Source organism: Streptomyces sp. NPDC006012 (assembly GCF_042871185.1).
GTDB lineage: Bacteria > Actinomycetota > Actinomycetes > Streptomycetales > Streptomycetaceae > Streptomyces.
In genome coordinates, this window is record NZ_JBIAIE010000003.1 from 235,941 (window position 1) to 260,234 (window position 24,294).

34 protein-coding genes and 2 pseudogenes are annotated in these 24,294 nt (G+C 67.2%); 34 read left to right on the forward strand and 2 right to left on the reverse strand.

All coding sequences use genetic code 11. The features are described from left to right. Window positions 1–8: 8 nt before the first annotated feature. Together ACFYPJ_RS07975 and ACFYPJ_RS07980 are read right to left on the reverse strand one after the other, a co-directional pair. Window positions 9–977 carry a helix-turn-helix domain-containing protein gene (locus ACFYPJ_RS07975; protein WP_389012198.1) on the reverse strand — a complete coding sequence of 323 codons (969 nt, stop codon included), beginning with the start codon at window positions 975–977 and terminating at the stop codon, window positions 9–11. A gap of 257 nt (window positions 978–1,234) precedes the next feature. Beyond that, a pseudogene (locus ACFYPJ_RS07980) lies at window positions 1,235–1,599 on the reverse strand (ATP-binding protein). Between the two features lie 51 nt (window positions 1,600–1,650). On the opposite strand from ACFYPJ_RS07980, the pseudogene ACFYPJ_RS07985 reads away from it, so the two are divergent. From ACFYPJ_RS07985 to truA, 34 genes and pseudogenes are all read left to right on the forward strand, one after another. Further along, window positions 1,651–1,893: pseudogene (locus ACFYPJ_RS07985) on the forward strand (helix-turn-helix domain-containing protein); the annotation flags it as partial. Between the two features lie 104 nt (window positions 1,894–1,997). Then, window positions 1,998–5,969, forward strand: a complete 3,972-nt coding sequence (locus ACFYPJ_RS07990) for a DUF6531 domain-containing protein (protein ID WP_389012201.1) — start codon at window positions 1,998–2,000, stop codon at window positions 5,967–5,969. A gap of 85 nt (window positions 5,970–6,054) precedes the next feature. Beyond that, entirely contained in the window at window positions 6,055–6,387 is a 333-nt protein-coding gene (locus tag ACFYPJ_RS07995; protein WP_389012203.1) for a hypothetical protein, read from the forward strand. Between the two features lie 443 nt (window positions 6,388–6,830). Next, on the forward strand, window positions 6,831–7,139 hold the full coding sequence (gene rpsJ / locus ACFYPJ_RS08000; protein WP_003948644.1) for a 30S ribosomal protein S10: 309 nt from the start codon (window positions 6,831–6,833) through the stop codon (window positions 7,137–7,139). A gap of 16 nt (window positions 7,140–7,155) precedes the next feature. Then, on the forward strand, window positions 7,156–7,800 hold the full coding sequence (gene rplC / locus ACFYPJ_RS08005; RefSeq protein ID WP_389012206.1) for a 50S ribosomal protein L3: 645 nt from the start codon (window positions 7,156–7,158) through the stop codon (window positions 7,798–7,800). An 8-nt stretch (window positions 7,801–7,808) separates the two neighbouring features. Continuing rightward, window positions 7,809–8,468, forward strand: a complete 660-nt coding sequence (rplD, locus tag ACFYPJ_RS08010; protein WP_389012209.1) for a 50S ribosomal protein L4 — start codon at window positions 7,809–7,811, stop codon at window positions 8,466–8,468. Beyond that, a complete protein-coding gene (rplW, locus tag ACFYPJ_RS08015; RefSeq protein WP_389012212.1) occupies window positions 8,468–8,887 on the forward strand; it encodes a 50S ribosomal protein L23 in 420 nt (139 codons plus the stop codon). The genes rplD and rplW overlap by 1 nt, the downstream gene beginning before the upstream one ends. A 50-nt stretch (window positions 8,888–8,937) precedes the next feature. Continuing rightward, entirely contained in the window at window positions 8,938–9,774 is an 837-nt protein-coding gene (rplB, locus tag ACFYPJ_RS08020; RefSeq protein ID WP_389012215.1) for a 50S ribosomal protein L2, read from the forward strand. A gap of 12 nt (window positions 9,775–9,786) precedes the next feature. After that, the gene (gene rpsS / locus ACFYPJ_RS08025; RefSeq protein WP_389012218.1) at window positions 9,787–10,068 is read left to right on the forward strand and encodes a 30S ribosomal protein S19; all 282 of its coding nucleotides are present in this window, start codon (window positions 9,787–9,789) and stop codon (window positions 10,066–10,068) included. Between the two features lie 40 nt (window positions 10,069–10,108). Continuing rightward, window positions 10,109–10,456, forward strand: a complete 348-nt coding sequence (gene rplV, locus ACFYPJ_RS08030) for a 50S ribosomal protein L22 (protein WP_217787114.1) — start codon at window positions 10,109–10,111, stop codon at window positions 10,454–10,456. Next, window positions 10,456–11,289, forward strand: a complete 834-nt coding sequence (gene rpsC / locus ACFYPJ_RS08035) for a 30S ribosomal protein S3 (RefSeq protein ID WP_389012221.1) — start codon at window positions 10,456–10,458, stop codon at window positions 11,287–11,289. Before rplV ends, rpsC begins: the two co-directional genes overlap by 1 nt. 5 nt (window positions 11,290–11,294) lie before the next feature. Beyond that, window positions 11,295–11,714 carry a 50S ribosomal protein L16 gene (gene rplP, locus ACFYPJ_RS08040; protein ID WP_143627890.1) on the forward strand — a complete coding sequence of 140 codons (420 nt, stop codon included), beginning with the start codon at window positions 11,295–11,297 and terminating at the stop codon, window positions 11,712–11,714. Then, the gene (gene rpmC / locus ACFYPJ_RS08045; protein ID WP_389012224.1) at window positions 11,714–11,938 is read left to right on the forward strand and encodes a 50S ribosomal protein L29; all 225 of its coding nucleotides are present in this window, start codon (window positions 11,714–11,716) and stop codon (window positions 11,936–11,938) included. The genes rplP and rpmC overlap by 1 nt, the downstream gene beginning before the upstream one ends. Beyond that, window positions 11,938–12,231, forward strand: a complete 294-nt coding sequence (gene rpsQ, locus ACFYPJ_RS08050; RefSeq protein WP_389012227.1) for a 30S ribosomal protein S17 — start codon at window positions 11,938–11,940, stop codon at window positions 12,229–12,231. The genes rpmC and rpsQ overlap by 1 nt, the downstream gene beginning before the upstream one ends. A 108-nt stretch (window positions 12,232–12,339) precedes the next feature. Next, complete coding sequence (rplN, locus tag ACFYPJ_RS08055; protein WP_376533033.1) at window positions 12,340–12,708, forward strand: 50S ribosomal protein L14; 369 nt, start codon at window positions 12,340–12,342, stop codon at window positions 12,706–12,708. Between the two features lie 2 nt (window positions 12,709–12,710). Beyond that, window positions 12,711–13,034: a 50S ribosomal protein L24 gene (rplX, locus tag ACFYPJ_RS08060; RefSeq protein ID WP_389012230.1), complete on the forward strand. Its 324-nt coding sequence runs from the start codon at window positions 12,711–12,713 to the stop codon at window positions 13,032–13,034. After that, a complete protein-coding gene (gene rplE / locus ACFYPJ_RS08065; RefSeq protein WP_389012233.1) occupies window positions 13,034–13,591 on the forward strand; it encodes a 50S ribosomal protein L5 in 558 nt (185 codons plus the stop codon). The genes rplX and rplE overlap by 1 nt, the downstream gene beginning before the upstream one ends. A 5-nt stretch (window positions 13,592–13,596) precedes the next feature. Continuing rightward, entirely contained in the window at window positions 13,597–13,782 is a 186-nt protein-coding gene (locus ACFYPJ_RS08070; protein ID WP_003956452.1) for a type Z 30S ribosomal protein S14, read from the forward strand. 267 nt (window positions 13,783–14,049) lie between these two features. Continuing rightward, complete coding sequence (rpsH, locus tag ACFYPJ_RS08075; RefSeq protein WP_043443042.1) at window positions 14,050–14,448, forward strand: 30S ribosomal protein S8; 399 nt, start codon at window positions 14,050–14,052, stop codon at window positions 14,446–14,448. A 24-nt stretch (window positions 14,449–14,472) separates the two neighbouring features. Further along, window positions 14,473–15,012 carry a 50S ribosomal protein L6 gene (rplF, locus tag ACFYPJ_RS08080; protein ID WP_389012236.1) on the forward strand — a complete coding sequence of 180 codons (540 nt, stop codon included), beginning with the start codon at window positions 14,473–14,475 and terminating at the stop codon, window positions 15,010–15,012. A 3-nt stretch (window positions 15,013–15,015) separates the two neighbouring features. Further along, window positions 15,016–15,399 (forward strand): 50S ribosomal protein L18, encoded by a 384-nt coding sequence (rplR, locus tag ACFYPJ_RS08085; protein WP_389012238.1) that lies wholly within the window; start codon window positions 15,016–15,018, stop codon window positions 15,397–15,399. Window positions 15,400–15,439: 40 nt separating this feature from the next. Beyond that, window positions 15,440–16,045, forward strand: coding sequence for a 30S ribosomal protein S5 (rpsE, locus tag ACFYPJ_RS08090; protein ID WP_389012241.1), 606 nt, complete (start codon window positions 15,440–15,442; stop codon window positions 16,043–16,045). Beyond that, window positions 16,045–16,227: a 50S ribosomal protein L30 gene (gene rpmD / locus ACFYPJ_RS08095; protein ID WP_039656212.1), complete on the forward strand. Its 183-nt coding sequence runs from the start codon at window positions 16,045–16,047 to the stop codon at window positions 16,225–16,227. The genes rpsE and rpmD overlap by 1 nt, the downstream gene beginning before the upstream one ends. 2 nt (window positions 16,228–16,229) lie before the next feature. Next, a complete protein-coding gene (gene rplO / locus ACFYPJ_RS08100) occupies window positions 16,230–16,685 on the forward strand; it encodes a 50S ribosomal protein L15 (protein ID WP_389012243.1) in 456 nt (151 codons plus the stop codon). 246 nt (window positions 16,686–16,931) lie between these two features. Next, window positions 16,932–18,245, forward strand: a complete 1,314-nt coding sequence (gene secY, locus ACFYPJ_RS08105) for a preprotein translocase subunit SecY (RefSeq protein WP_389012246.1) — start codon at window positions 16,932–16,934, stop codon at window positions 18,243–18,245. Then, window positions 18,245–18,910, forward strand: coding sequence for an adenylate kinase (locus ACFYPJ_RS08110; protein ID WP_389012248.1), 666 nt, complete (start codon window positions 18,245–18,247; stop codon window positions 18,908–18,910). The genes secY and ACFYPJ_RS08110 overlap by 1 nt, the downstream gene beginning before the upstream one ends. A gap of 134 nt (window positions 18,911–19,044) precedes the next feature. After that, on the forward strand, window positions 19,045–19,881 hold the full coding sequence (gene map, locus ACFYPJ_RS08115; protein ID WP_389012251.1) for a type I methionyl aminopeptidase: 837 nt from the start codon (window positions 19,045–19,047) through the stop codon (window positions 19,879–19,881). A gap of 152 nt (window positions 19,882–20,033) precedes the next feature. Next, window positions 20,034–20,255: a translation initiation factor IF-1 gene (gene infA / locus ACFYPJ_RS08120; RefSeq protein ID WP_004927214.1), complete on the forward strand. Its 222-nt coding sequence runs from the start codon at window positions 20,034–20,036 to the stop codon at window positions 20,253–20,255. 62 nt (window positions 20,256–20,317) lie between these two features. After that, entirely contained in the window at window positions 20,318–20,431 is a 114-nt protein-coding gene (rpmJ, locus tag ACFYPJ_RS08125) for a 50S ribosomal protein L36 (protein ID WP_003974245.1), read from the forward strand. A gap of 194 nt (window positions 20,432–20,625) precedes the next feature. Further along, entirely contained in the window at window positions 20,626–21,006 is a 381-nt protein-coding gene (gene rpsM, locus ACFYPJ_RS08130) for a 30S ribosomal protein S13 (protein WP_018543922.1), read from the forward strand. 65 nt (window positions 21,007–21,071) lie between these two features. After that, complete coding sequence (gene rpsK / locus ACFYPJ_RS08135) at window positions 21,072–21,476, forward strand: 30S ribosomal protein S11 (RefSeq protein ID WP_003956432.1); 405 nt, start codon at window positions 21,072–21,074, stop codon at window positions 21,474–21,476. Between the two features lie 148 nt (window positions 21,477–21,624). Continuing rightward, window positions 21,625–22,647 (forward strand): DNA-directed RNA polymerase subunit alpha, encoded by a 1,023-nt coding sequence (locus ACFYPJ_RS08140; RefSeq protein WP_053661878.1) that lies wholly within the window; start codon window positions 21,625–21,627, stop codon window positions 22,645–22,647. 148 nt (window positions 22,648–22,795) lie between these two features. Continuing rightward, the gene (rplQ, locus tag ACFYPJ_RS08145) at window positions 22,796–23,308 is read left to right on the forward strand and encodes a 50S ribosomal protein L17 (protein ID WP_389012256.1); all 513 of its coding nucleotides are present in this window, start codon (window positions 22,796–22,798) and stop codon (window positions 23,306–23,308) included. Window positions 23,309–23,434: 126 nt separating this feature from the next. Continuing rightward, entirely contained in the window at window positions 23,435–24,292 is an 858-nt protein-coding gene (gene truA, locus ACFYPJ_RS08150) for a tRNA pseudouridine(38-40) synthase TruA (protein WP_389012258.1), read from the forward strand. Window positions 24,293–24,294 lie beyond the last annotated feature (2 nt).

Sequence of the window (24,294 nt, forward strand, 5' to 3'; positions counted from 1 at the left end):
GGGCGTTTTCAGGTCCTTTCGGTGGTGCGGTGGGGTTGTCCCCCAGATGGCCTGCGGGGTACGGCCGTACGGCAGTTCCCGCAGCGTGTCTCCGGCTCGGGCGCGCGGAAGGCGCGGTCGCAGCCGTCGCAGTTGCGGAGGGGGTGGTGAATGGTCGGTGGGTCGGCCGGTGTGCGGAACGGGGGCAGGGGCGGTAGCTGAGCGGTGAGACGGTGGGTGAGGAGGGCGGCGGGACGGCGCGGGCCTCCGGGCGGGAGGTCGGTGCTGAGGGCCTGGCCCACGGCGGCGGGCGTGACGTCGCGTTCGAGCCAGGCGGCGACGCCGGGGGCCAGATGTGCGGTGTCGCAGGCGTTGAGCAGCAGGCGCGCGTCCTGACGGTGCAGGGCGGCGAGAAGGTCGGTGGCTGTCCGGAGGAGGACGGGGGAGGGGTAGGCCGGCTGGGGGACTGGTGGGAGGGGGTGCTTCTTGCGGGGCTCATGGGGCTTGGGTTCGCGGGGCCCGCGCGTGTCCGGAGCTTTGCCGTCCGTACGCGGAGGAGTGTGACCAGGCGTGGGGCCATGCCGACGGGCCGTCTCGTGCGCCCCTGGCTGATTGCAGGAGACCGTGCGGGTGACGATCCGCCCGGCGGAGGTGCGGCGGCGTTCACGGCGCAGGTAGCCGTTGTTCTCCAGCTCGCGCAGGGCGGCGGAGATGCGGGTCGCTCCCTCGGGAAAGCGGCCGGTGAGCGTCTTGATGTCGATACGGGCGCCGGTCGGGAGGGACTGGATGTGGCAGGCCAGGCCGATCGCGAGGAGCGAGAGGTCCGGGTGCTGGGCGAGATGGTTGCCGATCACTGTGAAGCGGGAGGTGTGGCGGGTGTTCTCGTGGGTCACGCCCGCGGGGTGAACACGGGGACGCGGGGTCGCCCGGGAGGGCGGTTGGTCGCCGGTAACGGCTGACTGGGCGTGCGTGAGCACGCTAGGGTTCTCGGTACCCATCAGGAAGTTGTTGCCTTCCTCGGTGGTCAGGCCCTCGATCGGGATCGCTAGTCCCGGCCGGGGGCCGACGTATGTTTGCGGTTGTTTGCGCTGAGAGTAGGGGAGTTGGGGGCCGCGAAATCCAGCGGAGCCGGGGATGTTCACCCACCCGAGTGAGTGTGGGTTCGGGCGGGGGATGGGGTTCGGTGGGGTTCTTTTCCCTGGGTTCCTTTGGAGAAGGCCGCTGCCGCACCGGAGCGCGAAAAGACGGATCCCGGTCACGGGAAGCGCAGTTCGGCCCATACGATCTTGCGCCGGCCGGGACCTCCGGCCACTCCCCAGCGGTCGGCGAGCGCGTCCACGAGCACCAGACCACGGCCCGATTCGCCGTCGGGAACAACGTGTTGGACGCGTGGCAGCACATCCCCTCGGGCGTCGGTGACCTCGATACGGAGCGTGTCCCTCACGACGTAGAGGGTGAGCCGGAAGTCCCGGCCGAGGGGCTGTGACCGTGAGTGACGGCGTTGGCCGCCAGCTCGGCCACGATGTGCTCCGCGGGGTCCGGCGGCAGACCCCAACTGCGCAGCCGCTCGGTCGAGAGCAGACGGGCGAGACGGGCTCCACGGGGTGTGGGGGACAGCAGGACGCTGAAGTTGCGCCGGGGTGGGAGGTCGACCCGGACGACGAGTGGGGTGTGGCTGTCATCACCACCGTGGGGCGGCAGTTGAAGCTGCGGCGGGAGGCGGTGGGGATGCGGGCCGCCGAGTTCGGGGCCGTTGTGGGGTACGGGGAGGACCTGGTCTACAAGGTGGAGGGCGGCAAACGGATTCCCCGGCAGGAGTACCTGGACAAGGCCGACGAGGTGCTGGAGGCGGGCGGGCTCGTTGCGGCGGCTTGGGAGGACGTGAAGAAGGTCCGGTATCCGAGGAAGGTGCGCGCTCCGACCTGTCGGATCCTGCTGGGCTTCCTGTCGTACGTCCGTTCCTTGTAGGTTCGCGCGTGCACAAGCTGTCGAGGACGCGGGCGTGACGGGGGTGCGGGATGGTGGGGCATCGGCCTGCGGACTGGCATCCGCTGGACCTGGACAAGGACCCGACTCCGGGTGATCCGCAGCGGGTGCGTTCTCTGGCGAAGCAACTGCACGAATTCGCGGACGACGTCTCCGACGCGTTGCGTCTGGTCAAGGGGATGGCGGGCGAGGACGCGCTCCTGGAATGGGCGGGCAAGTCGGCGGAGGCGTTCAAGGAGCAGTTCGGCGGGGTTCCGAAGGACCTGAAGAAGCTGAAGACGTCGTACGAGATGTGCGGCGACGCTCTTGCGGACTACTGGCCGAAACTGGAGCGTGCGCAGGCGCTGGCGGACCGGGCGCTGGCGAAGGCGAAGGAGGCGCAGTCCGACCTCGCCTCGGCCAAGTCCCGGCTGTCCTCGGCCGATTCGTGGGTGACGCGCGCCAACAAGGAGGCCGACAAGTACAAGGACGACCCGACCGGCAGCAAGTCCGACGCCGACAAGCCGGAAGAGGCGAAGGTCCGCGCGGCGACACGGGACGCTCAGAACGCCAAGTCGGCCCATAACGCGGCCCAGTCGGATGTCACGGCCGCGCAGAGCGCGCTGGACGCGGCGAAGAAGATGGCCGAGGACGCGCGCCGGATGCGTGACGAGGCGGCCGGCGAGGCGAAGTCGAAGATCGACGAGGCGTCGGACGCGGGGATCCAGAACCGCAAGTGGTGGCAGGACGTTGGCCACTGGTTCGAGAACAACTGGGATTCGATCGTCGCGGTCTGCAAGGTGGTCGTGACGGTCGTCGGGATCGTCGCGATGATCATCGGCGGGCCGATCCTGGGCGCGATCGTGCTGGTGGCGGCACTCGTCGTCCTCGCCGACACGCTCTATAAGTACTCGAAAGGCCAGGCGTCCCTGTGGGACGTGGCCTTCGCGGCGCTGGACTGTATACCCGGCGGCAAGGGGATCACCTCGTTCGGGAAGCTTGCCAAGGGACTCAAGACCTTGGGCAAGGGCGGTCTTAAGGGCATGGCTCTGGGGCTCAAGGGGCTGGGACCGCGCCTCAAAGGCCTGGGCCGACCAATGAAGAACCTGTTCACCTGCGGCGACCCGATCGACATGGCCACTGGCCAGATGGTCATGTCGATCACGGACGTCTCGCTGCCGGGCGTCCTGCCGCTCGTCATAGAACGCAGCCATCGCACAGGCGTGAGGACAGGTGGCTGGTTCGGCGCGAGTTGGACGTCCACGCTCGACCAGCGGCTGCTCCTCGATGACGACGGCATCCGATTCGTCGGGGCGGACGGCACCGTGCTGTACTACGCGGTCCCGGCGCCAGGGGAAGCGATGAGCCCGGTTCTCGGCCCCGACTGGCCCCTCACCTGGGACGGTTCGCCCAACGGCGTATTCGCGCTGTGGCAACCGGAGAGTGGTTCGACCTTGCGGTTCCGACGTGTTGCCGGCTGCCGTCCCTCCGAACTCCCGTTGGCCGGCATACAGGACCGCAACGGCAACACGATCGATGTGCGCCACGCGGCGGACGGTTCCCCGTGCGAACTGGTTCACCACGGCGGATACCGCGTGGGCGTCACCACGACCGCGGGCCGCGTGACCTCCCTCTCCTTGCTCAGCCGACCCGATCGGCCCACGCTTCGCACGTACGAGTACGACGAGCAGGGACGCCTCACCGGAGTCGTCGATTCCTCCTCCGTACCCCAGCGCTACAGCTATGACGAGGAAGGACGGGTCACAGGCTGGCGGAGCAGGACCGGAGACTGGTACCGCTATACGTATGACGACGGCCGCTGCATCGGCACGGGCGGTGAGGACGGCGTACTCGCCTACTCCTACGCGTACGACGACGCCACTCGCACCACGGTTGCCACGGACTCGCTCGGCCACTCGGTCACGTACACCTTCAACGAGGACCTCCGTCCTCGCCGCGAGACCGACCCGCTGGGACACACGACCATCCGCAACTGGGACGAGCACGGCCGCCTCGTCGCATTGACCGATCCGCTGGGCCATACCACGCGCTTCAGCCATGACAACGACGGCAACATCGCTCGGGTCGTTCGCCCGGACGGTGCCGTCGTCCACACGGAGTACGACGAGTTCGGCCAGGTCACCAAGGTGACACAGCCGGACGGCAGCACGTGGGAGTCGGTGTACGACGACCGGGGCAATCGTGTGTCGGTCGTGGATCCCCTGGGCGCCATCACCCGCTTCACCTTCGATGACAGAGGCGGTCTGACCGGCATCGTCGACCCCCTCGGTGAGCGCCTGCAGACCATCGTCAACGATGCCACCGGCCTGGTAGTGGGCACCACGGACGCACTGGGCGCCACCAACTGGCTGGTCCGGGACGACTTCGGCCGGATCACCGAACTCACTGACACCTTCGGCGCGGTCACGCGTGTGGGCTGGACTCCCGAGGGCCAGATCTCCTGGCGACGGCTGCCGAACGGGGCGACGGAGAACTGGTCGTACGACGCCGAGGGCAACCCTGCGGAGTACCGCTCCTCGGACGGTCGCCGCACCCGGTACGAGAACACCCACTTCGACCTCTGCACCCTGCGGGAGGACGAGGACGGCACACTGGAATACTTCGCGTACGACACAGAGCTAAGGCTGCGGAGCGTCACCAACGGTGCCGGGCAGACGTGGAACTACGCCTATGACGGCGTCGGCCGGTTGATCTCCGAGACGGACTTCAACGGTCGCACGCTCGACTACCGCTACGACGGGGCGGGCAGGCTCGTCGAAAGGACCAACGGAGCCGGGGAGACCACGCGGTTCGGTCACGACGCCGTCGGCAACGTCGTGACCATGGAGGCCGACGGCACCACCACCACGTACGCGTACGACTTGCTGGGCAGGCTCGTCGAGGCGCGTAACCCCGAGGTGGCACTCCACCGGGAGTACGACACGACAGGCCGTCTGCTCACCGAGTCGTGGAACGGTCGAGAGGTCAGCTCCGCATACGATGCGGCGGGTCGCCGTACGGAGCGCAGGACGCCGAGCGGCGCGGTCACCCAGTGGGCGTTCGAACGCGAGCGGCGAGCGGTCGTGCAGCGGATCGGGGAGCACGACGTCACCTTCCGGTACGACATCGCCGGTCGTGAGATCGAGCGGGTACTGGGCGATGCCGCGCGCCTGACCCACGAATGGGACACGGAACGGCTGCGAACGACTCAGCGCGTGGAGACGGCGGCGGGCGACGCCGCCCGGCGCGTCTTCCAGCACCGGACCGACGGTGCTCTTACCTCTGTCGAGGACTCCTGCCACGGTGAGCGAACCTTCGCCCTCGACCGGTCTCGACGAGTGACGGCCGTACGGGGTGAGTCCGGCTGGGAGGAGACCTACCGGTACGACGCCCTGGGGAACCTCACCGCCTTCGCCACTTCCGTGCCGGTCCGTGACGAAGAGGCCGGACCCGGCGAGCGCAGCTACTCGGGCACCCTCGTCGAGCGGGCGGGCCGAACCCGCTACCGCCACGACGGGCAGGGACGTGTCGTACGGAAGATCACCAAGTTGCTGTCCGGCGGCCGCCGGGAATGGCGTTTCACCTGGAACGCCGAGGACCAGCTGACGGACGTCCTGACACCGGACGGACGTCACTGGCACTACGTCTACGACCCGGTCGGCAGGCGGGTGGCGAAGCAACTGCGCGCGGTCGACGAGTCCGTCGTCGAAGAGGTGCGGTTCTTCTGGGACCAGGACGAACTGGCCGAGCAGTCGGACGGAACCGTCAGCACGGTCTGGGACTGGTCCGAGGGACCGACCCCCGTCGGACAGCGTGTCCGCGGTTCAGGTCCGGTCGGTCCCGACACCCCCCAAGCGGAGATCGATGAGCAGTTCTACGCCATCGTCACCGACCTTCTGGGCACTCCGACAGAACTGTTGGACACTCGGGGCGATGTTGTCTGGACCCGGCAGTCCACGATCTGGGGCGTACCCGTTGCCACCCCGGCCGACGGGCCAGGCGTCGAGTGTCCGCTGCGGTGCTGAACGGGCACCAGATCGCTGTCTTCGGGGACCGCGCAGCCGAGCTGTTCACCAATTCAATTCATCGACGAGTAGGACCTCCCACAGCATGACCGCCGAATTCGTCATGGACCTCGACGAGGGCATGACAAGGTACTTCCGAGAGATCGCGGACGAGATGGTGTCGAGATTCGGTATCTCCCGCTCTGAGGCCGTGGCCAGAATCAACGAGCGATATCAGGATGCCGAGATCTCCGCTTACCCCGATCTCATGTGCCATGAGTTTCCGGAGTACTGGTCGTACGGCCTGTACTACTGTCCGGATGAATCCGGACGCCTTCCCACGGGTGACGAGGACGACGACGAGGGCTTCGACTTCTCCGCTCTCCGGGTCCGGCCCGCGCCCCCGAAGGGTTCCGCGCTGTGGACGCTCAAGGAATGATCCCGTGCTGACCTGGTCGGTCCGACCGACCCCGGGTGGCCCGCCCCCTGTTTGCCCCCCACCACCCCCGGGGTATGCTCCCCGGCCCCGATTGGCCAGTGCGCCGCCCTCTATGGCAGACTGTCCGAGTTGCTCGGTCGAGTGTTGATGCTGCGCGCCTCCCGCCGGGAGGACCGGAAGCGAGTCCCACAGTACTCGTCAACCCCATGTGGGTTGGACGTACGGGAATCTTCCGGGAAGTGTCAGCGCGGCACCGGCCAGGCGCCCGGTGGGCTTTCCGTCCCCGGTCTGCGGTTCCGGTAGGGCCGTGTGCATTCCCCGCAGGGATGTTCGAACAAGGGGCATCTGTGTCAGCGGGGCTGCGACACGCCCGACCGCGTGGGTCGGAGAGGGGCAAGGGAACTCCGGGTTCCAGAGCGAAGAGACAGGACTACTGAGTAGCCATGGCGGGACAGAAGATCCGCATCCGGCTCAAGGCCTACGACCACGAGGTCATCGACTCCTCGGCGAAGAAGATCGTCGAGACGGTGACCCGTACTGGTGCGTCGGTCGCGGGCCCGGTGCCGCTGCCCACTGAGAAGAACGTGTACTGCGTCATCAAGTCGCCGCACAAGTACAAGGACTCGCGCGAGCACTTCGAGATGCGCACGCACAAGCGCCTGATCGACATTCTCGACCCGACGCCCAAGACCGTTGACTCCCTGATGCGACTCGACCTCCCGGCCGGTGTCGACATCGAGATCAAGCTCTGAGGCCGGTGATCTGAGAATGGCTAAGCAGATCAAGGGCATCCTGGGCGAGAAGCTCGGCATGACGCAGGTGTGGGACGAGAACAACCGTGTCGTCCCGGTCACCGTCGTCAAGGCCGGGGCCAACGTCGTGACCCAGGTCCGTACCAATGACGCCGACGGCTACGAGTCCGTCCAGATCGCCTTCGGCGAGATCGACCCGCGCAAGGTGAACAAGCCCCTCAAGGGCCACTTCGCCAAGGCCGACGTCACCCCGCGTCGTCACCTCGTCGAGATCCGCACGGCGGACGCCTCCGAGTACACGCTGGGCCAGGAAGTCACCGCCGCGGTGTTCGAGGCCGGCCAGAAGGTCGACGTGACCGGCAAGAGCAAGGGCAAGGGCTTCGCCGGTGTCATGAAGCGCCACAACTTCCGTGGCCTCGGCGCCGGACACGGCACCCAGCGCAAGCACCGCTCGCCCGGTTCCATCGGTGGCGCAGCCACCCCGAGCCGTGTGTTCAAGGGCATGCGCATGGCGGGCCGCATGGGCAACGAGCGGGTCACCACCCAGAATCTGACCGTCCACGCCGTTGACGCGGAGAAGGGTCTGCTGCTCATCAAGGGCGCGGTTCCCGGTCCGAACGGCGGCCTCGTCCTGGTCCGCACCGCGGCCAAGGGGGCCTGAGGTAACCGATGAGCACTGTTGACATTCTTTCGCCGGCGGGCGAGAAGACCGGCTCCGTCGAGCTCCCCGCGGAGATCTTCGACGTCGAGAAGATCAGCATCCCGCTGATCCACCAGGTCGTCGTCGCGCAGCGGGCCGCGGCCCGCCAGGGCACGCACAAGACGAAGACGCGTGGCGAGGTCCGTGGCGGTGGCAGGAAGCCGTACCGCCAGAAGGGCACCGGCCGCGCCCGTCAGGGTTCGACCCGCGCGCCGCAGTTCGCCGGTGGTGGCGTCGTGCACGGTCCCGTGCCGCGCGACTACTCGCAGCGGACCCCGAAGAAGATGAAGGCCGCGGCCCTGCGCCACGCCCTCACCGACCGGGCCCGGCACAACCGCATCCACGTCGTCTCCGGCGTGATCGCGGGCGAGACCCCTTCCACGAAGGCCGCCAAGACGCTGTTCGGCAAGATCTCGGAGCGCAAGAACCTGCTCCTGGTCATCGACCGCGCCGACGAGGCCGCGTGGCTGTCCGTCCGCAACCTGCCCCAGGTCCACATCCTGGAGCCGGGCCAGCTGAACACGTACGACGTTCTCGTCTCGGATGACGTGGTCTTCACCCAGGCCGCTTTCGAGTCCTTCGTCGCCGGCCCGAACACGGCCACCGACACCGAAGGGAGCGAGGTCTGATGGCCATCCGTCACCCCTCCATCGCCTCGAAGGCGGCCAAGGCCGCCAAGGCAGCGCGCGTCGCCAAGGCACGCCGCCACGCCGCCGAGGGCAAGAACACCGTCGTCACCCCGGTCAGCAAGGCGTACACGGACCCCCGTGACGTGCTGCTGAAGCCGGTCGTGTCGGAGAAGAGCTACGCGCTGCTCGACGAGAACAAGTACACGTTCGTCGTCGACCCGCGGGCCAACAAGACCCAGATCAAGCAGGCCGTCCAGGCGGTCTTCGACGTCAAGGTCACCGGGGTCAACACGATCAACCGTCAGGGCAAGCGCAAGCGGACCCGCACCGGCTTCGGCCAGCGTGCGGCGACCAAGCGCGCGATCGTGACCCTCGCCGAGGGCGACCGAATCGACATCTTCGGCGGTCCGACCGCGTAAGCGGTCGGGATCGTCCAGATTTCGGAAACACTTCCGAGGACTGAGAGACAATGGGAATCCGCAAGTACAAGCCGACGACTCCTGGCCGTCGTGGCGCCAGCGTCGCCGACTTCGTCGAGGTCACGCGGTCCACGCCGGAGAAGTCGCTGGTTCGCCCGCTGCACAGTAAGGGCGGCCGTAACAACACCGGTCGTGTGACCGTTCGCCACCAGGGTGGCGGACACAAGCGCGCCTACCGTGTCATCGACTTCCGTCGGCACGACAAGGACGGCGTGCCGGCGAAGGTCGCGCACATCGAGTACGACCCCAACCGCACCGCGCGCATCGCGCTGCTGCACTACGCGGACGGCGAGAAGCGCTACATCCTCGCGCCGCGCGGCCTCGTGCAGGGCGACCGCGTCGAGAACGGCCCCGGGGCCGACATCAAGCCGGGCAACAACCTCGCCCTGCGCAACATCCCGGTCGGTACCACGCTGCACGCCATCGAGCTGCGTCCGGGCGGCGGCGCCAAGTTCGCCCGCTCCGCCGGCGCCTCCGTGCAGCTGCTCGCGAAGGAGGGCACCATGGCCCACCTGCGCATGCCGTCCGGTGAGATCCGGCTGGTCGACGCCCGCTGTCGCGCCACCGTCGGCGAGGTCGGCAACGCCGAGCAGTCCAACATCAACTGGGGCAAGGCCGGCCGCAAGCGGTGGAAGGGCGTCCGCCCGTCCGTCCGTGGTGTGGTCATGAACCCGGTCGACCACCCGCACGGTGGTGGTGAGGGTCGTACCTCCGGTGGTCGCCACCCTGTCTCCCCGTGGGGCAAGAAGGAAGGCCGTACCCGGTCTCCGAAGAAGGCGAGCAACAAGTACATCGTCCGCCGCCGCAAGACGAACAAGAAGCGCTAAGGACGGGTTGAGATGCCTCGTAGCTTGAAGAAGGGGCCCTTCGTCGACGGCCACCTCATCAAGAAGGTGGAAGTCCAGAACGAAGCCGGCACCAAGAATGTCATCAAGACCTGGTCCCGTCGCTCGATGATCGTCCCGGACATGCTGGGCCACACGATCGCGGTGCACAACGGCAAGATCCACATCCCGGTGTTCGTCACCGAGTCGATGGTCGGCCACAAGCTCGGCGAGTTCTCGCCGACCCGCACCTTCCGGGGTCACGTCAAGGACGACCGGAAGTCGAAGCGCCGCTAGGCGCGGATCGCACCAGACATAAGAAACTGAAGGGACAACCATGGAAGCCAGGGCCCAGGCGCGGTACATCCGCGTCACGCCCATGAAGGCCCGCCGCGTGGTGGACCTCATCCGTGGCATGGACGCCACGGAGGCCCAGGCTGTTCTGCGATTCGCTCCGCAGGCAGCCTCCGTGCCGGTCGGCAAGGTGCTCGACAGCGCCATCGCCAACGCCGCGCACAACTACGACCACTCCGACGCCGACTCGCTGTTCATCTCCGAGGCGTACGTCGACGAGGGCCCGACCCTGAAGCGGTTCCGGCCGCGCGCCCAGGGCCGTGCCTACCGGATCCGCAAGCGGACCAGCCACATCACCGTGGTCGTCAGCAGCAAGGAAGGAACCCGGTAATGGGCCAGAAGGTAAACCCGCATGGGTTCCGGCTCGGTGTCACCACCGACTTCAAGTCGCGCTGGTACGCCGACAAGCTGTACAAGGACTACGTCAAGGAAGACGTCGCCATCCGTCGGATGATGACGTCCGGCATGGAGCGCGCCGGCATCTCCAAGGTCGAGATCGAGCGCACCCGTGACCGCGTCCGCGTGGACATCCACACCGCGCGTCCGGGCATCGTCATCGGCCGCCGCGGCGCCGAGGCCGACCGCATCCGCGGTGACCTGGAGAAGCTGACCGGCAAGCAGGTCCAGCTGAACATCCTTGAGGTCAAGAACCCGGAGACGGACGCTCAGCTGGTGGCCCAGGCCGTCGCCGAGCAGCTGTCCTCCCGTGTCTCCTTCCGCCGTGCCATGCGCAAGAGCATGCAGTCGTCGATGAAGGCGGGCGCCAAGGGCATCAAGATCCAGTGTGGTGGCCGTCTCGGCGGCGCCGAGATGTCCCGCTCGGAGTTCTACCGCGAGGGCCGTGTGCCCCTGCACACGCTCCGCGCCAACGTGGACTACGGCTTCTTCGAGGCCAAGACGACCTTCGGCCGCATCGGCGTGAAGGTCTGGATCTACAAGGGCGATGTCAAGAACATCGCCGAGGTCCGCGCCGAGAACGCTGCCGCCCGTGCGGGCAACCGCCCGGCCCGCGGTGGCGCAGGCGACCGTCCGGCCCGTGGTGGCCGTGGCGGCGAGCGGCGCGGTCGCAAGCCGCAGCAGGCCGGCGGCGCCGAGGCCCCCAAGGCGGAGTCCTCGGCGGCCACCGCGGCTGCTCCGGCTGAGAGCACCGGAACGGAGGCCTGACCGACATGCTGATCCCCCGTAGGGTCAAGCACCGCAAGCAGCACCACCCGAAGCGCTCCGGCGCTGCCAAGGGCGGTACCCAGGTTGCGTTCGGCGAGTACGGCATCCAGGCGCTGACCCCGGCGTACGTCACGAACCGCCAGATCGAAGCGGCTCGTATCGCCATGACCCGCCACATCAAGCGTGGCGGCAAGGTCTGGATCAACATCTACCCGGACCGTCCGCTGACGAAGAAGCCTGCCGAGACCCGCATGGGTTCCGGTAAGGGTTCTCCGGAGTGGTGGATCGCCAACGTCAAGCCCGGACGTGTGATGTTCGAGCTGTCGTACCCCAATGAGAAGATCGCCCGTGAGGCGCTGCTTCGTGCGGCCCACAAGCTGCCGATGAAGTGCCGGATCGTCAAGCGCGAGGCAGGTGAAGCGTGATGTCGGTCGGTACCAAGGCGTCCGAGCTGCGCGAGCTGGGCAACGAGGAGCTGCTGGGTAAGCTCCGCGAGGCCAAGGAAGAGCTGTTCAACCTCCGTTTCCAGGCGGCGACGGGTCAGCTTGAGAACCACGGCCGTCTGAAGGCGGTCCGCAAGGACATCGCGCGGATCTACACCCTGATGCGCGAGCGTGAGCTGGGCATCGAAACGGTGGAGAGCGCCTGATGAGCGAGAACAACGTGACTGAGACTGAAACCAACAGCGGCGAGCGCAACGCCCGCAAGACCCGTGAGGGTCTGGTCGTCAGCGACAAGATGGACAAGACCGTCGTCGTCGCCGTCGAGGACCGTGTGAAGCACGCGCTGTACGGCAAGGTCATCCGCCGTACCAACAAGCTCAAGGCGCACGACGAGCAGAACGCTGCCGGCATCGGCGACCGCGTCCTCCTGATGGAGACCCGGAAGCTGTCCGCCACCAAGCACTGGCGCATCGTCGAGATCCTCGAAAAGGCCAAGTAGTTATTTCTGCGGGGCAGCAGCCTCGCAGGTCAGTTCCGCCAGGCTCGGCGAGAGGTGTGATCCGTTCACACCTCTCGCCGGGAACCGGCAGACACACAGGAGATAGACGTGATCCAGCAGGAGTCGCGGCTGCGCGTCGCCGACAACACGGGTGCGAAGGAGATTCTTTGCATCCGTGTACTCGGTGGCTCCGGCCGCCGCTACGCGGGCATCGGTGACGTCATCGTCGCCACCGTCAAGGACGCGATCCCCGGTGGCAACGTGAAGAAGGGTGACGTCGTCAAGGCGGTCATCGTTCGCACCGTCAAGGAGCGCCGCCGTCCGGACGGCTCGTACATCCGCTTCGACGAGAACGCCGCCGTCATTCTGAAGAACGACGGCGACCCCCGTGGTACTCGCATCTTCGGCCCCGTCGGCCGTGAGCTGCGCGAGAAGAGGTTCATGAAGATCATCTCCCTCGCGCCGGAGGTGCTGTGAGTATGAAGATCAAGAAGGGCGACCTGGTCCAGGTCATCACCGGCAAGGACAAGGGCAAGCAGGGCAAGGTCATTGCCGCTTACCCGCGCGAGGACCGCGTCCTGGTCGAGGGTGTCAACCGGGTCAAGAAGCACACCAAGGCCGGTCCGACGGCTAGCGGTTCGCAGGCCGGCGGCATCGTCACCACCGAGGCACCGGTCCACGTCTCCAACGTCCAGCTGGTCGTGGAGAAGGACGGCAAGAAGGTCGTCACGCGTGTCGGCTACCGTTTCGACGACGAGGGCAACAAGATCCGCGTTGCCAAGCGGACGGGTGAGGACATCTGATGGCTACCACCACCAAGCCGCGTCTGAAGACGAAGTACCGCGACGAGATCTCCGCGAAGCTGCGTGACGAGTTCAAGTACGAGAACGTCATGCAGATCCCGGGCCTCGTCAAGATCGTGGTCAACATGGGTGTGGGCGACGCCGCCCGCGACTCCAAGCTGATCGAGGGCGCCATCCGCGACCTCACCACGATCACCGGTCAGAAGCCGGCCGTCACCAAGGCCCGCAAGTCCATCGCGCAGTTCAAGCTGCGTGAGGGCCAGCCGATCGGTGCCCACGTCACGCTCCGTGGCGACCGCATGTGGGAGTTCCTGGACCGCACCCTGTCGCTCGCGCTGCCGCGCATCCGCGACTTCCGTGGTCTGTCCCCCAAGCAGTTCGACGGCCGTGGCAACTACACCTTCGGTCTCACCGAGCAGGTCATGTTCCACGAGATCGACCAGGACAAGATCGACCGCACCCGGGGTATGGACATCACCGTGGTCACCACGGCGACCAATGACGCTGAGGGCCGCGCGCTCCTTCGTCACCTCGGCTTCCCGTTCAAGGAGGCGTGAGCGAGATGGCGAAGAAGGCTCTGATTGCCAAGGCTGCTCGCAAGCCCAAGTTCGGTGTGCGTGCGTACACCCGCTGCCAGCGCTGCGGCCGTCCGCACTCCGTGTACCGCAAGTTCGGCCTCTGCCGCGTGTGCCTTCGTGAGATGGCCCACCGTGGTGAGCTGCCGGGCGTGACCAAGAGCTCCTGGTAGTTCCGGCTCATCCGCCGTCCGACCTCCGCCTTCCGGGGCGGCACTTCGGGCCGGCGGGCTGAATCGGAATTCGCCAGGCTCTCGGTAAGCAGTGGGCGTGTCAGGTGCCCTCCGCTCCATGGCTTAGGCTTGGAGGGTTGGGCGCCTGACTTCCGCCCAGACGACTTACTACGCCGTAGGTCCACCGCACCGCACCTGCCCCGTCTCGGATCGGGGAGAGGGACGGCGCACCAGGAAACCCCGGCGAGAGAGGCCGAAGGCCAATTCATGACCATGACTGATCCGATCGCAGACATGCTGACGCGTCTGCGAAACGCGAACTCGGCGTACCACGACTCGGTGGGGATGCCGCATTCCAAGATCAAGTCGCACATCGCGGAGATCCTCCAGCAGGAGGGCTTCATCACGGGCTGGAAGGTCGAGGACGCCGAGGTCGGCAAGAACCTCGTCCTTGAGCTGAAGTTCGGCCCGAACCGTGAGCGCTCCATCGCGGGCATCAAGCGGATCTCCAAGCCCGGTCTCCGGGTGTACGCGAAGTCCACCAACCTGCCGAAGGTGCTGGGCGGCCTCGGCGTGGCGATCATCTCCACGTCGCACGGGCTCCTCACCGACAAGCAGGCCGGCAAGAAGGGCGTGGGTGGGGAAGTCCTCGCCTACGTCTGGTAGCAGAAGGGAACGGAGGAAACAGCTATGTCGCGCATCGGCAAGCTCCCCATCGCGGTTCCCGCCGGCGTGGACGTCACCATCGACGGCCGTACGGTCTCGGTCAAGGGCCCCAAGGGCTCGCTGACCCACACCGTCGTCTCGCCGATCGACATCGCCAAGGGCGAGGACGGCACCCTGCAGGTGACCCGCCCCAACGACGAGCGTCAGAACAAGGCCCTGCACGGCCTGTCCCGCACGCTGGTGGCGAACATGATCACCGGCGTGACCCAGGGTTACGTGAAGAAGCTCGAAATCAGCGGTGTCGGTTACCGCGTGGCCGCCAAGGGTTCGAACCTGGAGTTCGCCCTCGGTTACAGCCACCCGATCGTTGTCGAGGCCCCCGCGGGCATCACCTTCAAGGTGGAGAACCCGACCCACTTCTCGGTCGAGGGCATCGACAAGCAGAAGGTCGGCGAGGTTGCGGCCAACATCCGCAAGCTGCGCAAGCCGGACCCGTACAAGGCCAAGGGCGTCAAGTACGAGGGCGAAGTCATCCGCCGCAAGGTCGGAAAGGCGGGTAAGTAAGCCATGGCATACGGGCAGAAGATCCTCAAGGGCGACGCCTACAAGCGCGCCGCGATCAAGCGCCGTCACATCCGGATCCGCAAGCACGTGTCCGGTACGGCAGAGCGTCCCCGTCTGGTCGTGACCCGCTCCAACCGTCACATCGTGGCGCAGGTGATCGACGACCTGAAGGGCCACACGCTGGCGTCGGCGTCCACTCTGGACACGTCGATCCGCGGCGGCGAGGGCGACAAGTCCGCGCAGGCCAAGCAGGTCGGCGCCCTGGTCGCCGAGCGTGCCAAGGCCGCCGGTGTCGAGGCTGTCGTGTTCGACCGCGGTGGCAACCAGTACGCCGGGCGCATCGCCGCCCTGGCGGACGCCGCCCGCGAGGCCGGGCTCAGGTTCTGAGTCGCTTCCGAGCTAGCGGAAACAGAGAGAGGTAAATCCAATGGCTGGACCCCAGCGCCGCGGTGGCGGTGCCGGTGGCGGCGAGCGGCGGGAGCGTAAGGGCCGTGACGGCGGCGCAGCCGCCGCCGAGAAGACCGCGTACGTCGAGCGCGTCGTCGCGATCAACCGCGTCGCCAAGGTTGTGAAGGGTGGTCGTCGCTTCAGCTTCACCGCGCTGGTCGTGGTGGGCGACGGTGACGGCACCGTGGGTGTCGGATACGGCAAGGCCAAGGAGGTGCCGGCCGCCATCGCCAAGGGTGTGGAGGAGGCCAAGAAGCACTTCTTCAAGGTCCCCCGCATCCAGGGCACCATCCCGCACCCGATCCAGGGTGAGAAGGCTGCCGGCGTCGTGCTCCTCAAGCCGGCTTCGCCGGGTACCGGTGTGATCGCCGGTGGTCCCGTGCGTGCCGTCCTGGAGTGCGCCGGTATCCACGACGTGCTGTCGAAGTCGCTCGGCTCCGACAACGCGATCAACATCGTGCACGCGACCGTGGCGGCCCTGAAGGGCCTGCAGCGTCCCGAGGAGATCGCGGCCCGCCGTGGTCTGCCGCTGGAGGACGTCGCCCCCGCGGCCCTGCTGCGTGCGCGCGCCGGGGCGGGTGCGTGATGGCTCAGCTGAAGATCACGCAGGTCAAGTCCTACATCGGCAGCAAGCAGAACCACCGTGACACCCTGCGGTCGCTTGGTCTCAAGGGGATCAACACCGTGGTCGTCAAGGAGGACCGCCCCGAGTTCCGCGGCATGGTGCACACCGTCCGCCACCTCGTGTCGGTCGAGGAGGTCGACTGATCATGGCGGAGCAGAACCCGCTCAAGATCCACAACCTCCGTCCGGCCCCGGGCGCCAAGACCGCCAAGACCCGTGTGGGTCGTGGTGAGGCGTCGAAGGGCAAGACGGCCGGTCGTGGTACCAAGGGCACCAAGGCCCGCTACCAGGTTCCGGAGCGCTTCGAGGGCGGCCAGATGCCGCTGCACATGCGCCTCCCGAAGCTGAAGGGCTTCAAGAACCCGTTCAAGACCGAGTACCAGGTCGTGAACCTCGACAAGCTGGCCGAGCTCTACCCCGAGGGTGGCGAGGTCACGGTCGAGGGCCTGGTGACCAAGGGCGCCGTTCGCAAGAACAGCCTGGTCAAGGTCCTCGGCCAGGGTGAGATCTCGGTGGCGCTGCAGGTGACGGTGGACGCCGTCTCCGGCTCCGCCAAGGAGAAGATCACCGCCGCCGGCGGCACCGTCACCGAGCTCGTCTGAACCCTTTCGGACCGTCTCGATGACCTGAACGATCCCGACCGGGGATACCCCACAAATGGGGTATCCCCGGTTGGTCGTTCCAAGGGGGGCGGTCTCGCCGGTAAGGTGGCCTGCACTGCCCACTTACATCAGGTGCTGCACATGGGGCACTCTGATCGGCAGTTGGCCGTTACGTACTTGTCGAATTCGTCGAACTTCAAGACCGTCACCCTTGACGCAGTCGCGCGGGGGGTCGCAGGAGGCACCGTGCTCACCGCGTTCGCCCGGGCGTTCAGGACGCCCGACCTGCGCAAGAAGCTGCTCTTCACGCTGGGCATCATCGTGGTCTACCGGGTCGGTACCCACGTCCCGATCCCCGGCGTCAACTACCAGGCCGTTCAGCAGTGCGTGAAAGAGGCATCCGGAAACCAGGGCCTCTTCGGTCTCGTCAACATGTTCAGCGGCGGCGCGCTGCTGCAGATCACCGTCTTCGCCCTCGGCATCATGCCGTACATCACGGCGAGCATCATCCTTCAGCTGCTGACCGTGGTCATCCCGCGCCTGGAGGCCCTCAAGAAGGAGGGCCAGTCCGGTACGGCGAAGATCACGCAGTACACCCGGTACCTGACCGTGGCGCTGGCGATCCTCCAGGGCACCGGTCTGGTGGCCACCGCCCGCAGCGGCGCCCTGTTCTCCGGCTGCACCGTCGCGTCGAGCATCGTGCCCGACCAGGCGATCTTCACGACCATCACCATGGTCATCTGCATGACCGCGGGTACCGCCGTCGTGATGTGGCTCGGCGAGCTGGTCACCGACCGCGGCATCGGCAACGGCATGTCGATCCTGATGTTCATCTCGATCGCCGCGACCTTCCCGTCCGCGCTGTGGGCGATCAAGAAGCAGGGCACCCTGGCCGACGGCTGGATCGAGTTCGGGACCGTCATCCTGGTCGGCCTGATCATGGTCGCGCTCGTCGTCTTCGTCGAGCAGGCCCAGCGTCGTATCCCCGTGCAGTACGCGAAGCGCATGATCGGCCGCCGTTCCTACGGCGGTACGTCCACCTACATCCCGCTGAAGGTGAACCAGGCGGGTGTGATCCCCGTCATCTTCGCGTCCTCGCTGCTCTACATCCCGGCCCTGATCGCGCAGTTCGCCGGGGGCAACTCCGGCTGGAAACAGTGGGTCACCACGAACCTCACCAAGGGTGATCACCCGATCTACATCACCCTCTACTTCTTGCTCATCGTTTTCTTCGCGTTCTTCTACGTGGCGATCTCCTTCAACCCCGAGGAAGTCGCCGACAACATGAAGAAGTATGGTGGCTTCATCCCGGGCATCCGGGCTGGCCGACCGACCGCTGAGTACCTGTCGTACGTGCTCAACCGGATCACCTGGCCGGGTTCGCTGTATCTGGGTCTGATCGCTCTCGTACCGACAGTGGCGTTGGTTGGCTTTGGGGCAAGCCAGAACTTCCCGTTCGGTGGCACCAGCATCCTGATCATCGTGGGTGTGGGCCTCGAAACGGTGAAGCAGATCGAGAGCCAGCTTCAGCAGCGCAATTACGAAGGGTTCCTCCGCTGATGCGAATCGTCCTCGTCGGGCCGCCGGGCGCTGGTAAGGGAACGCAGGCCGTGCGGCTTGCCGGCAAACTCGGTGTCCCGCACATCTCCACGGGCGACCTGTTCCGGGCCAACATCAGCCGCCAGACGGAGCTGGGGAAACTCGCGAAGTCCTACATGGACGCCGGAAACCTCGTCCCCGACGAGGTGACCATCGCGATGGCCAAGGACCGCATGGAGCAGCCGGACGCCGAGAACGGCTTCCTGCTGGACGGCTTCCCGCGGAACGTCTCCCAGGCCGGGGCGCTGGACGAACTGCTGGAGAACGAGGGCGTCAAGCTGGACGCGGTACTCGACCTCGAAGTCCCCGAGGACGAGGTGGTCAAGCGCATCGCCGGCCGCCGCACCTGCCGGAACAAGTCGGAGCACGTCTTCCACGTGACCTACAGCCCGCCGAAGCAGGAGGGCGTCTGCGACGTCTGCGGCGGCGAGTTGTACCAGCGCGACGACGACTCCGAGGACACCGTCCGCACCCGGCTGGAGGTCTACCACACGCAGACCGAGCCGATCATCGACTACTACAAGGCGCAGGGGCTGGTCGTGACGATCTCGGCCCTGGGTCCGGTGGACGTGATCACGCAGCGGGCGCTGGAGGCGCTGAAGCGTGACGAGGACGCCGAGAAGTAGTTCTCGGACGTCGAGCCGGCCGCGGCTGCCCTCCCCCAGACTCCGTCCGGGGGACCCCAGGGCACCGCGGCCGTACTGTTGTTGAGATACGTGTAATGACCGACCCACGCGAGTGACGGAGAGCGCAGGCCCCCATGGTGCAGATCAAGACCCCCGAGCAGATCGCCAAGATGCGTGCGGCGGGGCTGGTCGTCGCCGCGATCCACGCGGCCACCCGCGAGGCCGCCGTCCCCGGCGCCAGCACCAAGGACCTGGACGAGGTCGCCCGCAAGGTGCTCGCCGAGCACAACGCGAAACCGAACTTCCTCGGGTACGGCGGTTTCCCGGCCACCATCTGCACCTCGGTCAACGAGGTCGTCGTCCACGGCATCCCGTCGGACGAGGTCGTCCTCAAGGACGGCGACATCATCTCCATCGACTGCGGCGCGATCGTGGACGGCTGGCACGGCGACGCCGCCTACACGGCCTTCGTGGGCTCCGGTCACGCTCCGGAGCTGGTGGAGCTGTCGCGGGTGACCGCGGAGTCCATGTGGGCCGGGATCGCCGCGATGAAGACCGGCAGCCGTCTGGTCGACGTCTCCCGGGCCATCGAGGCCTACATCCGCCGCCAGCCGAGGCCCGGCGGCGGCCGGTACGGGATCATCGAGGACTACGGCGGCCACGGCATCGGCACCGAGATGCACATGGACCCGCACCTGCTGAACTACGTCGACCGCAAGCGCGGCAAGGGCCCCAAGCTGGTGCCCGGCTTCTGCCTGGCGATCGAGCCGATGGTCTCCCTGGGCACCCCGAAGACCGAGGTGCTCCAGGACAACTGGACGGTGATCACCACCGACGGCACCTGGTCCGCCCACTGGGAGCACTCCGTCGCGCTGACCGAGCAGGGGCCGCTGGTGCTGACCGCTCCCGACGGCGGCCGGGCCAAGCTGGCGGAGTTCGGCATCACGGCTGCTCCCGATCCGCTCGCATAACGATCTCCGGTCCGGGGCAGACTTTCCCGATTCGTCTTTCCGGGTGCCCTGGCGTAGACTGACGCGTCGGCTCTCGTGCACCCGCATGTCTGCATGCGCCCTTAACGGGACGCAAGGGAGTCGATCAAGGTAGTCGATTCGAAGGGCGAAGCGTGGCCAAGAAGCAGGGTGCCATCGAGATCGAGGGCACTGTCGTCGAGTCTCTTCCGAACGCCATGTTCAGGGTCGAGCTCCAGAACGGCCACCAGGTCCTGGCACACATCAGCGGCAAGATGCGCATGCACTACATCCGCATCCTCCCTGACGACCGGGTCGTGGTGGAGCTGTCTCCGTACGACCTGACGCGTGGCCGGATCGTCTACCGATACAAGTAGATCTTGCCCGAGCCCCGGTTTCCGCCGGGGCGATGGCACTGACCCGGAGAACCTCACATCCCATGAAGGTCAAGCCGAGCGTCAAGAAGATCTGTGACAAGTGCAGGGTGATCCGCCGTCACGGCCGGGTCATGGTGATCTGCGACAACCCGCGCCACAAGCAGCGCCAGGGCTGACACAGGACCGCACCTCTGCATCACGCAGGGCTTCGCGCGACGCAAGCTGAATATGTTCATACGCAGGACCCGGAAACCCTCAGCACGGGTTTCCGACACCCCCGGTTCGGAGGCCGGGGACCCAGTTCGTACCTGGTACGGCGGCTGGGATCCGGTCCTGTGGAAGACCTCCGACAAGCAACTGGAGCCATTGAATGGCACGCGTTTCCGGTGTTGACATCCCGCGCGAAAAGCGCGTGGAGGTCGCCCTGACCTACGTGTTCGGCATCGGCCGGACCCTCTCGCAGGAGACGCTGGCTGCGACCGGCGTCGACCCGAACACCCGCGTCCGCGACCTCTCCGAGGAGCAGCTCGTCGCGATCCGCGAGTACGTCGACAGCAACATCAAGACCGAGGGTGACCTCCGTCGTGAGATCCAGGCCGACATCCGCCGCAAGGTGGAGATCGGGTGCTACCAGGGTCTCCGTCACCGCCGCGGTCTGCCCGTTCGCGGCCAGCGCACCAGCACCAACGCCCGCACCCGCAAGGGCCCGCGTCGCGCCATCGCCGGCAAGAAGAAGCCGGGCAAGAAGTAGTCCGCAGCGGACACCAGTCCACGGTCTTCGCTGTAGGACCGACCACCTCCCGTAGGAGTTTGTAGATGCCCCCCAAGGGTCGTCAGGGCGCTGCCAAGAAGGTGCGCCGCAAGGAAAAGAAGAACGTCGCTCACGGCCACGCGCACATCAAGAGCACGTTCAACAACACGATCGTCTCGATCACGGACCCGTCCGGCAACGTGATCTCCTGGGCCTCCGCCGGCCACGTCGGCTTCAAGGGCTCCCGGAAGTCCACGCCGTTCGCCGCGCAGATGGCCGCCGAGTCGGCCGCCCGCCGCGCCCAGGAGCACGGCATGCGCAAGGTCGACGTGTTCGTGAAGGGCCCGGGTTCCGGTCGCGAGACCGCGATCCGCTCCCTGCAGGCCACGGGTCTTGAGGTCGGCTCCATCCAGGACGTCACCCCGACCCCGCACAACGGCTGCCGTCCGCCGAAGCGCCGTCGCGTCTGACGCGTCGCGCGCGGATTGTGGTTCCGGGCGGTACCTCCCTTTCGGGTCGTACCGCCCGTACCCTTGCAGTACCCCGTGCCGCGTGAGCGGTGCGTACCCGTCGGGCGTCAAATAGCGGGCGTCCACGAAAGAAGGATCTGATCCACACATGCTGATCGCTCAGCGTCCCTCGTTGACCGAAGAGGTCGTCGACGAGTTCCGCTCCCGGTTCGTGATCGAGCCGCTGGAGCCGGGCTTCGGCTACACCCTCGGCAACTCTCTCCGCCGTACCCTCCTGTCGTCGATCCCCGGCGCTGCTGTCACCAGCATCCGCGTCGACGGCGTCCTGCACGAGTTCACCACCGTGCCGGGAGTCAAGGAGGACGTCACCGACCTGATCCTCAACATCAAGCAGCTCGTCGTCTCCTCGGAGCACGACGAGCCGGTCGTGATGTACCTGCGCAAGCAGGGCCCGGGTCTGGTCACCGCCGCCGACATCGCGCCCCCGGCCGGTGTCGAGGTACACAACCCCGATCTGGTCCTCGCCACGCTCAACGGCAAGGGCAAGCTGGAGATGGAGCTGACCGTCGAGCGCGGTCGCGGCTATGTCTCCGCCGTGCAGAACAAGCAGGTGGGCCAGGAGATCGGCCGTATCCCGGTCGACTCGATCTACAGCCCCGTGCTCAAGGTCACGTACAAGGTCGAGGCCACCCGTGTCGAGCAGCGCACCGACTTCGACAAGCTGATCGTCGACGTCGAGACCAAGCAGGCCATGCGTCCCCGTGACGCCATGGCGTCGGCCGGCAAGACCCTGGTCGAGCTGTTCGGTCTGGCCCGTGAGCTGAACATCGACGCCGAGGGCATCGACATGGGCCCGTCCCCGACGGACGCCGCCCTGGCTGCGGACCTCGCCCTGCCGATCGAGGAGCTGGAGCTCACCGTTCGGTCGTACAACTGCCTCAAGCGTGAGGGCATCCACTCCGTGGGTGAACTGGTCGCGCGCTCCGAGGCGGACCTCCTCGACATCCGTAACTTCGGTGCGAAGTCGATCGACGAGGTCAAGGCGAAGCTGGCCGGGATGGGTCTGGCCCTGAAGGACAGCCCGCCCGGATTCGACCCGACCGCCGCCGCCGACGCCTTCGGCGCCGACGACGACGCGGACGCCGGGTTCGTGGAGACCGAGCAGTACTGAGCGCTCGGCTCGCACCTCCCGCGCCCCGCAAGGGGCGCGGGCTTTCCGGCGCTCGAAAGAGCGACCGGATCTCTGACAGACAACCGTCTGCTCAGATACTGACCCCGGTACCTGGCACGGCCGGGGCAGACACCACAGGAGAAGAACCATGCCGAAGCCCACCAAGGGTGCCCGTCTGGGCGGCAGCGCCGCGCACGAGAAGCTGCTCCTCGCGAACCTCGCGAAGTCGCTGTTCGAGCACGGCCGTATCACCACCACCGAGGCGAAGGCCCGCCGCCTGCGGCCGTACGCCGAGCGTCTGATCACCAAGGCGAAGAAGGGCGACCTTCACAACCGCCGCCAGGTGCTCCAGGTCATCACGGACAAGGGCATCGTCCACTCGCTGTTCACCGAGATCGGCCCGCGCTACGAGAACCGTCCCGGCGGTTACACGCGCATCACCAAGATCGGTGGCCGTCGTGGCGACAACGCGCCCATGGCCGTCATCGAGCTGGTCGAGGCACTGACCGTCGCGCAGCAGGCGACCGGTGAGGCGGAGGCCGCCACCAAGCGTGCGGTCAAGGAGGACGCCCTCAAGAAGGACGAGGCCGTCGAGGCCAAGTCCGACGACGCCGTCGCCGAGGACGCCCAGCCGGAGGCGGAGGAGTCGAAGGAGGCGTAAGGCCGTCCTTCGACCGGAGCACCGTCGTGGTTGCTCGCGCAGTTCCCCGCGCCCCTTCGGGGCGCATGAGCGGGCCCGTTCCTTTCCAGGGGCGGGCCCGTTTCACGTAGTTGAGAGGATCCAGGGGTGAGTGGCGAAGTTCAGCCTGGTTTCGTCCGGGTCCGGCTCGATCTGTCGTACGACGGCACGGGCTTCCACGGCTGGGCGAAGCAGGCCGGCGGCAGGCGGACCGTGCAGGGGGAGATCGAGGACGCCCTGCGGACCGTCACGCGGTCCCGTGAGACGTCGTACGAACTGACGGTGGCCGGGCGCACGGACGCGGGCGTGCACGCCCGTGGTCAGGTGGCGCATGTGGACCTGCCCGGTGAGCTGTGGGCGGAGCACCGGGAGAAGCTGCTGAAGCGGCTGGCGGGGCGGTTGGCCAAAGACGTGCGGATCTGGCGGCTGACCGAGGCCCCCGCGGGCTTCGACGCCCGTTTCTCGGCGGTCTGGCGGCGCTACGCCTACCGCGTGACCGACGCGCCCGGCGGTGTCGACCCGCTGCTGCGGGGGCACGTCCTGTGGCACGACTGGCCGCTGGACGTGGCCGCCATGAACGAGGCCGCGCGGCGGCTGCTGGGGGAGCACGACTTCGCCGCCTACTGCAAGCGGCGTGAGGGCGCGACCACGATCCGTACGCTCCAGGAGCTGAGCCTGGTGCGCGGGGCCGACGGGATCATCACCGCGACGGTGCGGGCCGACGCCTTCTGCCACAACATGGTGCGGTCGCTGATCGGGGCGCTGCTGTTCGTGGGGGACGGGCACCGGGACGCGGACTGGCCGGGCAAGGTGCTGACGGCCGGCGTACGGGACTCGGCGGTGCACGTGGTGCGGCCGCACGGGCTGACCCTGGAGGAGGTCGGCTACCCCGCCGACGGGCTGCTGGCGGCGCGCAGCAAGGAGGCGCGCAACAAGCGGTCGCTGCCGGCGGCGGGGTGCTGCTGAGC

Bases quoted from the DNA above. Each gene is read 5' to 3' on its own strand.
- rpsK (WP_003956432.1), top strand. From the start codon at position 21,072: ATGCCCCCCAAGGGTCGTCAGGGCGCTGCCAAGAAGGTGCGCCGCAAG.
- rpsQ (WP_389012227.1), top strand. From the start codon at position 11,938: ATGAGCGAGAACAACGTGACTGAGACTGAAACCAACAGCGGCGAGCGC.
- ACFYPJ_RS08140 (WP_053661878.1), top strand. From the start codon at position 21,625: ATGCTGATCGCTCAGCGTCCCTCGTTGACCGAAGAGGTCGTCGACGAG.
- ACFYPJ_RS07990 (WP_389012201.1), top strand. From the start codon at position 1,998: ATGGTGGGGCATCGGCCTGCGGACTGGCATCCGCTGGACCTGGACAAG.
- rplW (WP_389012212.1), top strand. From the start codon at position 8,468: ATGGCCATCCGTCACCCCTCCATCGCCTCGAAGGCGGCCAAGGCCGCC.
- rplF (WP_389012236.1), top strand. From the start codon at position 14,473: ATGTCGCGCATCGGCAAGCTCCCCATCGCGGTTCCCGCCGGCGTGGAC.
- rplQ (WP_389012256.1), top strand. From the start codon at position 22,796: ATGCCGAAGCCCACCAAGGGTGCCCGTCTGGGCGGCAGCGCCGCGCAC.
- rpsS (WP_389012218.1), top strand. From the start codon at position 9,787: ATGCCTCGTAGCTTGAAGAAGGGGCCCTTCGTCGACGGCCACCTCATC.
- rpsM (WP_018543922.1), top strand. From the start codon at position 20,626: ATGGCACGCGTTTCCGGTGTTGACATCCCGCGCGAAAAGCGCGTGGAG.
- rpsC (WP_389012221.1), top strand. From the start codon at position 10,456: ATGGGCCAGAAGGTAAACCCGCATGGGTTCCGGCTCGGTGTCACCACC.
- rplR (WP_389012238.1), top strand. From the start codon at position 15,016: ATGGCATACGGGCAGAAGATCCTCAAGGGCGACGCCTACAAGCGCGCC.
- ACFYPJ_RS07995 (WP_389012203.1), top strand. From the start codon at position 6,055: ATGACCGCCGAATTCGTCATGGACCTCGACGAGGGCATGACAAGGTAC.
- rpsH (WP_043443042.1), top strand. From the start codon at position 14,050: ATGACCATGACTGATCCGATCGCAGACATGCTGACGCGTCTGCGAAAC.
- ACFYPJ_RS07975 (WP_389012198.1), bottom strand. From the start codon at position 977: ATGGGTACCGAGAACCCTAGCGTGCTCACGCACGCCCAGTCAGCCGTT.
- rplP (WP_143627890.1), top strand. From the start codon at position 11,295: ATGCTGATCCCCCGTAGGGTCAAGCACCGCAAGCAGCACCACCCGAAG.
- rpsE (WP_389012241.1), top strand. From the start codon at position 15,440: ATGGCTGGACCCCAGCGCCGCGGTGGCGGTGCCGGTGGCGGCGAGCGG.
- rplE (WP_389012233.1), top strand. From the start codon at position 13,034: ATGGCTACCACCACCAAGCCGCGTCTGAAGACGAAGTACCGCGACGAG.
- rpmC (WP_389012224.1), top strand. From the start codon at position 11,714: ATGTCGGTCGGTACCAAGGCGTCCGAGCTGCGCGAGCTGGGCAACGAG.
- rplD (WP_389012209.1), top strand. From the start codon at position 7,809: ATGAGCACTGTTGACATTCTTTCGCCGGCGGGCGAGAAGACCGGCTCC.
- rpmJ (WP_003974245.1), top strand. From the start codon at position 20,318: ATGAAGGTCAAGCCGAGCGTCAAGAAGATCTGTGACAAGTGCAGGGTG.
- rplV (WP_217787114.1), top strand. From the start codon at position 10,109: ATGGAAGCCAGGGCCCAGGCGCGGTACATCCGCGTCACGCCCATGAAG.
- rpmD (WP_039656212.1), top strand. From the start codon at position 16,045: ATGGCTCAGCTGAAGATCACGCAGGTCAAGTCCTACATCGGCAGCAAG.
- rplB (WP_389012215.1), top strand. From the start codon at position 8,938: ATGGGAATCCGCAAGTACAAGCCGACGACTCCTGGCCGTCGTGGCGCC.
- rplX (WP_389012230.1), top strand. From the start codon at position 12,711: ATGAAGATCAAGAAGGGCGACCTGGTCCAGGTCATCACCGGCAAGGAC.
- ACFYPJ_RS08110 (WP_389012248.1), top strand. From the start codon at position 18,245: ATGCGAATCGTCCTCGTCGGGCCGCCGGGCGCTGGTAAGGGAACGCAG.
- ACFYPJ_RS08070 (WP_003956452.1), top strand. From the start codon at position 13,597: ATGGCGAAGAAGGCTCTGATTGCCAAGGCTGCTCGCAAGCCCAAGTTC.
- rpsJ (WP_003948644.1), top strand. From the start codon at position 6,831: ATGGCGGGACAGAAGATCCGCATCCGGCTCAAGGCCTACGACCACGAG.
- rplC (WP_389012206.1), top strand. From the start codon at position 7,156: ATGGCTAAGCAGATCAAGGGCATCCTGGGCGAGAAGCTCGGCATGACG.
- rplO (WP_389012243.1), top strand. From the start codon at position 16,230: ATGGCGGAGCAGAACCCGCTCAAGATCCACAACCTCCGTCCGGCCCCG.
- map (WP_389012251.1), top strand. From the start codon at position 19,045: ATGGTGCAGATCAAGACCCCCGAGCAGATCGCCAAGATGCGTGCGGCG.